Source organism: Flavobacterium plurextorum, assembly GCF_024638035.1.
In the GTDB taxonomy this organism is placed as follows: domain Bacteria; phylum Bacteroidota; class Bacteroidia; order Flavobacteriales; family Flavobacteriaceae; genus Flavobacterium; species Flavobacterium plurextorum.
In genome coordinates this window covers 4232774-4244407 of record NZ_CP100442.1, presented here as the reverse complement: position 1 = coordinate 4244407, position 11634 = coordinate 4232774, and the positions used below count along the sequence as shown (strand labels likewise).

At 34.0% G+C, this 11634-nt stretch carries 10 protein-coding genes; 8 read left to right on the top strand and 2 right to left on the bottom strand.

Features of this window, described 5'->3' with window-relative positions; all coding sequences use genetic code 11:
- Positions 1-159 precede the first annotated feature (159 nt).
- The 4 genes from NLG42_RS18515 (at position 160) to NLG42_RS18500 (ending at position 3994) form a co-directional block, all read left to right on the top strand.
- Positions 160-1224 (top strand): Gfo/Idh/MocA family protein, encoded by a 1065-nt coding sequence (locus tag NLG42_RS18515; RefSeq protein ID WP_257681859.1) that lies wholly within the window; start codon positions 160-162, stop codon positions 1222-1224.
- The gene (locus NLG42_RS18510; RefSeq protein WP_089056471.1) at positions 1221-2801 is read left to right on the top strand and encodes a sodium:solute symporter; all 1581 of its coding nucleotides are present in this window, start codon (positions 1221-1223) and stop codon (positions 2799-2801) included. The genes NLG42_RS18515 and NLG42_RS18510 overlap by 4 nt, the downstream gene beginning before the upstream one ends.
- 291 nt (positions 2802-3092) lie before the next feature.
- Positions 3093-3434, top strand: coding sequence for a type II toxin-antitoxin system HigB family toxin (locus NLG42_RS18505; RefSeq protein ID WP_089056470.1), 342 nt, complete (start codon positions 3093-3095; stop codon positions 3432-3434).
- On the top strand, positions 3434-3994 hold the full coding sequence (locus NLG42_RS18500; RefSeq protein WP_257681858.1) for a helix-turn-helix domain-containing protein: 561 nt from the start codon (positions 3434-3436) through the stop codon (positions 3992-3994). The genes NLG42_RS18505 and NLG42_RS18500 overlap by 1 nt, the downstream gene beginning before the upstream one ends.
- 56 nt (positions 3995-4050) lie before the next feature.
- On the opposite strand, the gene NLG42_RS18495 is transcribed toward NLG42_RS18500, so the two are convergent.
- Complete coding sequence (locus NLG42_RS18495) at positions 4051-4266, bottom strand: helix-turn-helix transcriptional regulator (protein WP_257681857.1); 216 nt, start codon at positions 4264-4266, stop codon at positions 4051-4053.
- A gap of 165 nt (positions 4267-4431) precedes the next feature.
- Between NLG42_RS18495 and NLG42_RS18490 the strand changes: the two genes are divergently transcribed.
- Entirely contained in the window at positions 4432-4635 is a 204-nt protein-coding gene (locus NLG42_RS18490) for a SymE family type I addiction module toxin (protein ID WP_099718639.1), read from the top strand.
- A gap of 370 nt (positions 4636-5005) precedes the next feature.
- Here NLG42_RS18490 and NLG42_RS18485 read toward each other — a convergent pair whose 3' ends face one another.
- Positions 5006-6220 carry an MFS transporter gene (locus NLG42_RS18485; RefSeq protein ID WP_257681856.1) on the bottom strand — a complete coding sequence of 405 codons (1215 nt, stop codon included), beginning with the start codon at positions 6218-6220 and terminating at the stop codon, positions 5006-5008.
- 100 nt (positions 6221-6320) lie between these two features.
- On the opposite strand from NLG42_RS18485, the gene NLG42_RS18480 reads away from it, so the two are divergent.
- The 3 genes from NLG42_RS18480 to NLG42_RS18470 all read left to right on the top strand — a co-directional run bounded on the left by NLG42_RS18480 (position 6321) and on the right by NLG42_RS18470 (position 11627).
- On the top strand, positions 6321-7139 hold the full coding sequence (locus NLG42_RS18480) for an AraC family transcriptional regulator (RefSeq protein WP_257681855.1): 819 nt from the start codon (positions 6321-6323) through the stop codon (positions 7137-7139).
- Between the two features lie 426 nt (positions 7140-7565).
- Positions 7566-9752 (top strand): alpha-L-rhamnosidase-related protein, encoded by a 2187-nt coding sequence (locus tag NLG42_RS18475; RefSeq protein ID WP_257681854.1) that lies wholly within the window; start codon positions 7566-7568, stop codon positions 9750-9752.
- 198 nt (positions 9753-9950) lie between these two features.
- Positions 9951-11627 (top strand): glycoside hydrolase family protein, encoded by a 1677-nt coding sequence (locus tag NLG42_RS18470; protein WP_257681853.1) that lies wholly within the window; start codon positions 9951-9953, stop codon positions 11625-11627.
- The last annotated feature ends 7 nt before the right edge of the window (positions 11628-11634 follow it).

Here is an 11634-nt window from a genome sequence, read left to right as displayed (position 1 = left end):
TAGAGTAAAGAAGGAAGAAGGAAGAAAGATTGAAGAAGAAAGATTGAAGGAAAAAATTAGATCTGCTCAATCTGCTTAATCTGCGTGAAAAAACAAAAATAATCTCAAAAAAGATTTCGGAAATAAACTAAAATCAATAATCTAAAATAACCACAACCAATGTTAAAAATAGCCATTCTAGGACTTGGAGAAGGACGAAGCACAATGTCGGCTGCTATAGAAAGTTCAAAACTAGAGCTTGTTAAAATATGCGACCGAAATGAAGAATTGTGTAAACAAAGAGCTAAAGAATTCGATTTTCATTCATACACTACTAATTACGAAGATTTATTAAACGATTCGTCAATTAATATTATCGCTATTTATACGCCAGATCATCTTCATGCACAACACGTAAAACAAGCTTTATTACATGGAAAACATGTTGTTTGCACCAAACCGTTTATTGATGATCTTTCTGATGCTAAAGAACTGTTAGAATTAAGCAAATCAACTGGAAAGAAAGTTTTCATTGGGCAAAGTTCTCGTTTTTTCGAACCTGCCAAAAGACAAAGAGCCGATTATGAAGCGGGTTTACTTGGAGATTTAATTACAATTGAAGCACAATATCACGCCGATCACAGATGGTTTTTAAAGAAAGAATGGTCGCTTTTGCAATCGTTTAAATGGCTGTACGGAGGTTTGAGTCATCCTGTAGATTTTATAAGATGGTATTTGCCCAATATTCAGGAAGTAATGGGTTACGGAATGATCAGCAGTAACGGACAAAATGCAGGATTGAAAAATGAAGATACAATGCACTTTATTTTCAAAGCAACTGATGGAAGAATTGCACGTGTAAGCGGTGTTTATACTTCGCCGACTCAGCCAGCGCAGCGCGACAGTGGAATGAGTACGATTTTGAGAGCAACAGAAGGAGCAAGTCAAGCCGATTATCATGAATTGCGTTATGCGATTACCGACAAAACTGGCGAAGAAAAAGTGATTACTTGGGGCGACAGTACCATAAAATATTATTTCCGTTTTGAAGGACAAAGTCATCATGGCGGGGAGTATCAAAATTACTTAGAATATTTTACAGATAGTATCGAGCAAGGTTTTGAAGCGTATCCAAATATGGAAGAAGGAATTGGAACTGTAGCTTTGTTGCAGGCAATGGATAAATCTTTGCAAACTGGAATACCGGTTAAAATTGCCGATATTCTTAACGAATACGGACTATGAACAGTATCTACGACAAATTAACCACGCTCGATTTTGTAATTGTTGCGGGTTATTTAGTGGCTTTATTAGTCATTGGATATGTGGTAAGTATGAAGCAGAGAAAGAAAAACGAAACGCTTTTTCTAGCTGGAAACTCATTAAACTGGTACAGCATCGGGTTTAATATGTGGGGAACCAATGTTGGGCCTTCGTCATTATTGGCTTTTGCGAGTATTGGTTACGCTACGGGAATTGTAGCAGGAAATTTCGAGTGGTACGCTTTTGTGTTTTTACTGCTTTTGGCAATGGTTTTCGCGCCAAGATATATTGCGAGTAAAGTAAGTACGATGCCCGAATATATGGGAAAACGCTATGGCGACAGTACGCAGAATATTTTGGCTTGGTATGCTTTGGTAAAAATATTAGTAAGCTGGCTTTCTTTGGGATTATTCAGCGGAGGCGTTTTAGTGCGTCAGATTTTAGGAATTCCGATGTGGCAGAGCGTTACGGTTTTAGTGATTTTCTCTGGAATATTTACGTTTGCAGGAGGATTAAAAGCGATTGCAAAAGTCAATGTTTTTCAGATGATTCTGCTGATTGTAGTTTCACTTACACTTTCTTTTTTAGGTTTACAAAAACTAGGCGGAATTGATGTTTTAATTGCCAAAACGCCTTCAAACTTTTGGAATTTAGTACAGCCCGCAAACGATGCACATTATCCGTGGCCTGCTATTTTATTAGGATATCCTGTTGCAGCAGTTGCTTTTTTCTGTACAGATCAATCGATGGTACAAAGTGTTTTAGGAGCTAAAAATCTAGAACAAGGACAATTGGGCGTAAACTTTATTGGATGGCTAAAAGTTATGGCGTTGCCGTTGTTTATTCTTCCTGGAATTTTGTGTTATGCTTTATATCCTGAATTAGGAAGCAACTCCGATTTGGCTTATATGACAATGGTTACAAACCTTTTCCCAAGCGGAATGAACGGTTTGGTAATCTGTGTGATGATTGCCGTTTTGGTGGGAACAATTGGTTCTTCGCTGAATGCTTTAAGTACCGTTTTTACGAATGATATTTATGTAAAGAAAATAAACCCATCAGCGACAATTCAAGATCAAATTAAAATTGGCCGATTAACGATTGCGGCTGGATGTGTATTTGCGATTCTAATTGCTGTTGCGATTGACAATATAAAAGGGCAGAATTTATTCAACATTTTTCAGGCAGTTTTAGGTTTCTTGGCGCCTTCATTATCTGTTGTTTTCCTTTTGAGTGTTTTCTGGAAACGCACTACCAAAAAAGCCGTAAATGCAACGCTTTCTTGGGGTTCAGCTTTTAGTTTGTTTGTTGGAGTTTTGTATTTATGGATTTTTCCTGCCGATAAATATCCAGTTTGGCCTCACTTTTTATTGATTTCATTTTACATTTTTGCTGTGCTTTTAATTACAGCGGTAATTATTTCTTTAACCGATAAAAATCCTGAAGTCAATTTTTCAGATGAAACGGATATTCCTAAAACTAGTAAAAAGGTAAAGCTTTTGTTTGGTTTGTTGGGATTGACGATTTTGGCTTTGTATTTGGTTTTTAATGGGAATTAAAAATTGTTCAAACCATTATAATTATAAAAACGCTTCTTTGCTAAAAGGAAGCGTTTTTTTATGCCTTTTGAAATTAATTAAAAATATAAAACTTAATAAAAAGAAGGTAAATACGTGTTAAATTTTTTAAAATAGTTGTAAGTTTGTTTCTAAAGAGATGGGTTATTTGAATTTACAACATTTAATTAATGGAAATCTTACAGGTACGTTTTAATGGATTTGAAAAAGAATGCTAGATTAAAAGTTCGGTTTATATAAGAACTTTTGACTATATTTGCTAAGTTGATGTTTATGAGAATTATTGGAAAAAAGACAGTTTTAAAAATTAAAAAGAAAAACATTGGTAATAAAAAGCTCTGTGATGAAATTGATAAGTTAATTGCTGATTTAGAAAACTTTAATCCTGCTAAAGACAATATTAATAATATAAGAAATGATCTAGACTGCGTGCATAATGATGGATTTTATTTCTTTAATATGAATATTCATAGAACACTTATATTGATTGAGTTTGATGATGATGGCGAAGCAACTATAGTTTGGGCGGGAACGCATAAAGAGTACGAATCAATATTTAAAAATAACAAAACAACTATTGAAAAATGGTTACGTAAGAATAACTATATAGAATAATGAAAACACAATTTGATATAGAGAAAATAATAGAAAGTGGTATAATCACAAATGAACTAGATTATGAAAGAGCCCTTATTTCTGATCGAAAACTAAGACTTTTGGCGAAGGATAATACTCATTTTAAAAATTTAAGATCTAAGTTACGTGACATAATTGAGAAGTATGAAAACTCTGAATGGAATGATGTTCATAAAGTTGATGATCACAAGCTTTTAGAAAGTGAAAAATCTGAACGTATAGCAGAGTTAGAGAGATTGTTTATAGAAGATAGGAAACAAATAATAAGAAAGAAGCTCAAAGAACTTGAATTAACTCAAGAAAACTTGGCTTTAATTTTAGGTCATAAAAGTAAAACTTATATGTCAGAACTTATGAATGGTATTAAACCATTTACTTTGAGAGATTTAATAGTAATAAATCGATTATTAAAAATAGAAATAGCAGTTTTGATTCCAGTATTCCTTTCAAAAGAAGATCAAATTAAAGTACAGGAAGCTGTCATGAAATTAGGAAAGTTAAAAGTAAAACTAACGAGCGACGATTTAGTTTTATCTTAAACCTGTAGAATTTTAGATTTATAAAAAAACGCTTTCCTATAAGAAAGCGTTTTTTTTTATGTTTTATTAGAAGTCGAAACCAACAATTCCCGAATATCAACCTTCAAATATTTAGAAACCTCATAAAGCGTTTCAATAGAAGGCTGAGCTTCATTTGTACACCAACGCGAAACAGTAGATACAGTTTTACCTAAATGATTGGCTAATTCCTTACTGGTTCGATTGTTTTCAACCAAAACAACTTTTATTCTATTTAACTTAAGTTTCGACACAATGTTGATTTATTGATATTTCATGCAAATATCTTATAATTTAAATATAAGAAAAAGAATATTTGAAACACTCTAAATTGCCTTAAAACTATAATTTAGTGTCTGAAAAATATTATTTGTAGTATAATTTTTACTATTTTTGTTTCGAAGAAATAAAAAAATAAAATGAAGCAACCAGAAAAACGACAATTAAAAATCCATCGAAAATACATTTCAAGGTCATATCATCGTTATGTTATATTTCCAGAAATACGCCTTTGCGGAAAATGGCTTCAGAAAATCGGTTTTAATTGCGGGAATTTCGTGACGATTGAACATCAGCAAAATAAAATCATTATTACAACCAATAATGAAATTGAAACGAAATAAAAATCATCTATTTAAACAAAACCAGTGGTTGAAACCATAGGCTATATTTTGAAAAAGATTATAAATAAAGCAAGGCTATTTTTATGTGTTGCCTCCAGTTTTAACTGGAGGTATATGTAAAAAGAATAGAAAAAGGCTTTAGCCAAATTGTAGATATTTTGGCTAAAGCCTTTTGAGCTTCCTAATTAATTTGTTCATCCAGCTAAAGCTGGTCGCAATTAACTCTTCATTTTAAAACTAAACTTTGAAAGTTTCTAACCTTTAAATAAAAAACACATAGCTTTCAATCTAGAAAACTATGTGTTTTATTATCAAATGAAAATGCCTTTTTCAGACAATCCAAATACTATGTTTCTATGTGTTTAAAAAATTAATCTTGAGCTTTCTTTTTCTTCTCCAAATTAGGCAAGAATCCAGTAATAACACCAATTAAAGGCAGAAAAGCACAAATTTTAAATACATATTCAATACTTGTAGCATCGGCGATTTTTCCTAAAATAGCAGAACCTAAACCACCCATTCCGAAAGCAAATCCGAAGAAAAGACCAGCAACAAGACCCACTTTTCCAGGCATTAATTCAGTTGCATAAACCAAAATTGCAGAGAATGCCGAAGATAGAATCAATCCGATGATTACAGATAAAGTTCCAACCCAGAATAAAGAAACATAAGGTAACATCAAAGTAAACGGAGCAACGCCAAGAATAGAAACCCAGATTACATATTTTCTGCCATATCTATCTCCAATTGGACCTCCAATCAAAGTTCCTGCAGCAACCGCGCCCGAGAACAAGAATAAATATACTTGCGACTGCTGAATTGTAATGTGAAATTTATCTATAAGAAAGAAAGTATAATAACTTGTAATACTGCTCATATAGAAATATTTAGAAAAAATCAGAACCAATAAAATAATCAGCGAACCAATTACTCTGTTTTTAGACAAATGATGCGTTTCGATTTGGTGAGAAGCTTTGTTCGCATTTCTTTCAGATAAATGTGCCGTATACCAAATCGCGATTTTATACAATGCAAAAACTCCAACTAAAGCAATAATACAAAACCAAGCGATATAAGATTGTCCATGCGGAATAACGATAAAAGCGGCTAATAAAGGCCCAATTGCACTTCCTGCATTTCCTCCTAATTGGAAAATAGACTGCGCTAAACCTCTTTTTCCGCCCGAAGCCAAATGCGCCACACGCGAAGATTCTGGATGAAAAATTGAAGATCCAATTCCGATTAAACTTACTGATAATAATAAATAAGTAAAGCTAGATGCAATTGAAACAAGAAATAGTCCAACCATCGTAAAACACATTCCGATAATCAATGAATATGGTCTCGAATTTTTATCAGTATACATTCCTATAAACGGCTGTAAAATTGAAGCAACCATTTGGTAGGTTAAAGTGATAATACCAATTTGAGTAAAACTTAGATTGAAATTTTCTTTTAATAGAGGATATATTGAAGGAACTAGAGCCTGTAAAAGATCATTAATTAAATGAGAAAAACTTATAATGAATAAGATCGAGTAGGTTGTTTTTTTAACTATGTCAGGATTTGCTTTGATAGTGTCCATGCGTTATCTTTTTTAATTTTAATTAGTGTTAAAACAACAATTGTGTTATTTTTTGCAAAGATTAAAAGAATACTAATGTCAGAATTGCTATATTTGGACAATGAATAACCAGATTCGGACATATCGAATGGCGCAAGAACATGGATACAGAGTAGATCCATCAATTCCTGTTATTGGATATACCGAAATGGTAACCAATGAAATGTGTATTTCGCACTCACATCCAAGAGGTCAGCTTATTTATGCGACACGCGGCGTAATGAACGTTGTGGTTGGAAATCATATTTGGGTTGTGAATCCGCTGCAAGGTTTGTGGCTTCCGGGAGGAGTCGAACATCAAGTTACTTTTCAGAAAGATGTTAATTATTACAGCGTTTTTATCGATCCGTCAGAAATGGAAGGATTACCTACAAACAGTTTTTCATTTGATATTCCGATGTTTTTAAAGCAATTGGCTTTTAAAATCATTTCTTTTGGAATAGAAGGAAATCTTACTCCGTCTCAAAAAAGAGTTATTGCGGTTTTCTTAGATGAATTGGCTTTAATTGAGCCAAGTGCAACCTTTTTGCCAACAACAAATCATGAAAGACTTCAAAAAGTTGTCGAGCTTTTAATGAATGACGTTGCCAGCAAAAACACGATCGAATATTACGCCGAAATTTCTTTTATGAGCACAAGAACTTTATCTCGCTTATTCATTAAAGAATTGGGGATGAACTTCAGCGATTGGCGCACACGCTTAAAATTACTAGAAGCCATAAAACGTCTTGGCGAAAAACAATCCATTAAAGAAATTGCTTTCAATTTAGGTTACGAAACTACAAGCGCTTTTATCTATATGTTTAAAAAACATTTAGGCAAAACTCCTTCTAATTATATTTTAGAAGATGAAAATGAGTCTGAAAAGATGATTGCTTAGATTGTAAGCCTAAATTAGAACACAGATAAAACGGGATTCGCCATCGCGAAGACATAGATGACGCTGATTTTTTTGAACACATAGAAACATAGGTTTTATTTGCTTAGTGAAAAAGAGAATAAAAAATGACTAGTCATTAACTCATAGCTATGTGTATATATGCAAATGAAACGCCTTTTGTAGACAAAATAATTCTATGTTTCTATGTGTTAAAAAATAAAATCCATGTCTTCTTGATAGCGAATCTGTTTCATCAGTATCCCATAAAAATCCAAACATCATTTTTTTTAGTACTAAAAAAGTGATATCTCGTAATTTTTCCCTTAAATAATTATCAAAGATTGCAATATTTTATGAAATAACAGGACACTACAGGTTGTGAAATGTAAAAATAACACTTATCTTTAGTCCCAAAAAAAAAGATATATGCAAAGCCGCTTTTCCATTTTTAAGATTTTAGTTCTTTTTGCTGCTATTTTTTCTTGTTCTTTAGTATTGGCACAAGAAAAAACAAAAGAAGCGACATGGATCTGGTATCCAGGTGATTTCGAAGTTTGGTTAAGTAATAAAATGCAAGTAAGACGTACAGAACGTGAAGCTGTATTTCCGCCGCTTTGGCAATATTACAGTCCTTATGCTTTGGTAACTTTTCAAACAGAAGTCGATATTCCAGAACCAGACGAAGTAAAAATCTTCTCTGAAGGACCTTTTCAATTACTTTTAGATGGTGTTCAGGTTTATGGACAACCAAAATCAATAACAATTCCTGCCGGAAAACATAAAATTTCCTTTAAAGTTTACAATCAGGAAGTATTGCCGGCAATCTATATTAATGGTAAATATGTTAAGTCTGATGCTTCTTGGAAAGTAACCAACGAAGACAAACTTTGGATTGATGAAACAGGAAAAGCACAACAATCAGGTACACCTTGGGTTCCTGTTGGTTCTTGGAATTTTAATTCGCCACAAAATAAACCTTCTGAGTTTAGACTAACAACTAAACCTTTGAGTGCGAAAAAAACAGAAAAAATAGGAGCTGGTCAATTAGTAGATTTTGGTAAAGAAACTTTTGGTTATATCAAAATTCACGGTTTAAAAGGAAAAGGCAAAGTAGCACTTTATTACGGAGAATCTCGTGAAGAAGCGCTGGATTCTGCCAAATGTGAAACTTTAGATCATTTATCTTTTGATGGAAATCAGCCTGAAACCTACACACATGACGGATCAAAAGCATTTCGTTATGTTCAAGTGCAAGCAGATGCAACGGTAAAATACGATTCGATTTCGATGCTTTATGAATATTTGCCATTAGACTATCGCGGTGCATTCAAATCATCGGACCAACAATTGAATCAAATTTGGGATGTGTCGGCTTATACGATGCATTTAACCTCTCGCGAATTTTTTATCGACGGAATCAAACGCGACCGTTGGGTTTGGTCTGGCGACGCTTATCAAAGTTATTTAATGAATTATTATTTATTCTTTGATTCGGCTTCTGTAGAACGAACACTTTTAGCTCTTCGAGGAAAAGATCCTGTTACGGCTCACGTAAATATCATAATGGATTATTCGCTTTATTGGTTTGTGGGTGTTTACGATTACTACTTACACACTGGCGATACGAAATTTATCAAAACTTTTTATCCACGAATGAAGTCACTTATGGAATTCTGTTTAGAAAGAAGAAATAAAAACGGATTCCTCGAACCATTAGAAGGAGATTGGGTTTTTATTGATTGGGCGAACGGATTGCCAAAAACGGGCGAGGTTAGTTTTGAGCAAATGCTTTTAGCCAGAAGTTTAGAAGCTATGGCGGTTAGTGCTGAAATTGCAGGCGAAAAGGAAGATCAAAAACAGTATCAAAAATTAGGAAATGATTTAAAAACGAAATTATTTGATGTGTTTTGGGATAAGAAAGAAAACGTTATGAAACATCAGCGTATAGACGGTAAGATGCAAGATATCGTAACCAGATATGCTAATATGTTCGGTATTTTTTTCAATTATTTTAATGAAGAACAAAAACAAAGTGTAAAAAAGAAGGTATTGCTTAATAAAGATGTTCTTCAAATTACAACACCATATATGCGTTTTTACGAGTTGGAAGCATTGTGTGCAATGGGCGAACAAAATTACGTTTTGAAAGAAATGAAAGATTATTGGGGAGGAATGTTAAATGAAGGAGCAACATCTTTCTGGGAAGAATATAACCCAAGTAAAAAAGGAACAGAGCATTTAACGATGTATGGTCGTCCTTACGGGAAAAGCCTTTGCCACGCTTGGGGCGCAAGTCCGATTTATTTATTAGGAAAATATTATTTAGGCGTAAAACCAACCGCTCCGGGATATTCAGAATATGAAATTAAACCAAGTTTAGGTGGTTTAAAATGGATGGAAGGAAAAGTTCCAACGCCAAACGGAGAAGTTGCAATTTATTGCAGTACCAAAGAAATTAAAGTAAAAGCAGGTGAAGGAGAAGGGAAGTTAATTTTTGAAAGTGCGAGCAAACCAAAAACAAATTCAGGGACAATTCAGGAATTAGGTAAGAATAAATATCAGTTGATTGTAAAACCAAATGTGGAGTATAAAGTGAGTTATAAAGCTATTTGAGTTCTTAGTCCTTAGTGATTAGTCGTTAAGTTTTAAACGACTAGTTTGTCATTCCGACCGAAGAGAGGAATCACACGCGTAACCACAAAGATTGTCACGTTCAGTTTGTCATTTCGATCCCGAAGCCTCGGGAGAGAAATGACAAGATTGGGGGAAATGCATAAGAAAGAATAAAAGCCAATAAAAAATAAAAAACCAATGGTTTCAAAAAACACAAAATACAACTTCAAATTAAAAACTGCTTTCGTAATGCTGTTCGCAATTTGTATTCAAGCAACAGCACAAACCAACGCATGGAAACCAGCATCATTTGAAATTGTAAAATCCAATTACAAAACTTTCAAAACAACACAATACGCTCATGTTTTTTCAGGAAGCAAGCATAATATCGTTCGTTTAGCTCCAGAGCTACAAGGATTGATAGGAGTTGAACTTCCGTTAGAGAAATATAAAAGTGGAGTAAATTCACCTTTGCAGTTAAAATTTAAGGAATCTGCTACGGTTCTAATTGGTGTTTTTCAGGAGAATAATTCAGAATATCTTCAAGCAGATAAACTTCAGAATGCAAAATTAGTTTTAGAAAACGGAGTTACTGTAACCGGTTTACCTCCTGTAAATGTTTATGCGGTTTCGTTCTCAAAAGGAACGCAAACATTAAATTTTGGAAAAGGATTATTTGCTGTTTTAGGAGTTGTAAAAGCTTCTGAAAAACTACAGTCAAGGAATGCAGCATTTCCAGACGGAAAACTGTGGAACCCAACTTTTATTGTTGAAGGATTTTCAGATGAAAAACCACTTTTTGAAATTATCGGCGGAGAAAATAAGCCCGTTATTGACGAAGGAATGTCTGGAACAGAAGAAATTCAAGGCGGTTTTGAAGGCGGACGCGTAGTAAAAGTTGGCGATACTTATCATATGTTTCCAACCGAAAGAGCGGGAGAAAAAGGAGTGGATTACTATTACGATCGTGTAAAAACGAAAATCGGACATTGGACAAGTAAAGATGCTATTCATTGGAAAAGAGAATCTACAATCTACCAAGCCAGCGGAACTTATGCTGTTACGGAAGATGATAACCCAATGAACGACCGTCGTGCTGCAATTTGGTCGTATATGCCTGTTTTTAATGAAAAGGCAAACAAATGGTACGGTTACTATTTAGCTTATACTGTAAGTAAAACAATAGAACCGAATCACTCTTTTGGAAGAATTTGGCGTTGTGAATCCACTGTAGAAGGAATCAACGGAATTGGCGGCCCGTATAAAGATATGGGAATCATTATGGAACCGGGATTGGATTCGCAGCCTTGGGAAGGTCGTCAGGGTGTAGCTTCCTTTTTTCCATATAAAGTAGGCGACAAATATTTCGGATTCTATAGTGGCGCATATCCATTTAATTCGTGGGCAGATTATCCGAAGAAATCAGGAAAAGGCTGGTTTGTGGCTTTAGCCGAATCAAAAAGTTTAGAAGGTCCTTGGTTAAGAATGAATAAAGGTTTGGAACCAATAAAATCAATGCATCCAACTTTTGTTGAAAATCCAATTGTAAGCCAATTACCAAACGGAATGTACATCGCGATTTTCGATGGCGGTCCAGACGGCTGGGGACATCATTTACCAAACATGATTGCGTATTCATTATCGGCGGACGGCATAAAATGGTCAGAAGCACATTATTTACCAATCGAAACCAAAGTTGATAAATGGTGGGATATTATGAGAACTCCATTATGCTTAATCCCAGAAGGAAACGACGTTTATACAATAGTGTACAATGCAATTGATTTAAAGAGAAGATTTCATCCAACAGGAATGGTTAAAGTAAAATTGAACAAAGATGTGATGGAATCTAAATTAAAAGAATTGAAGAGATAAATGATAA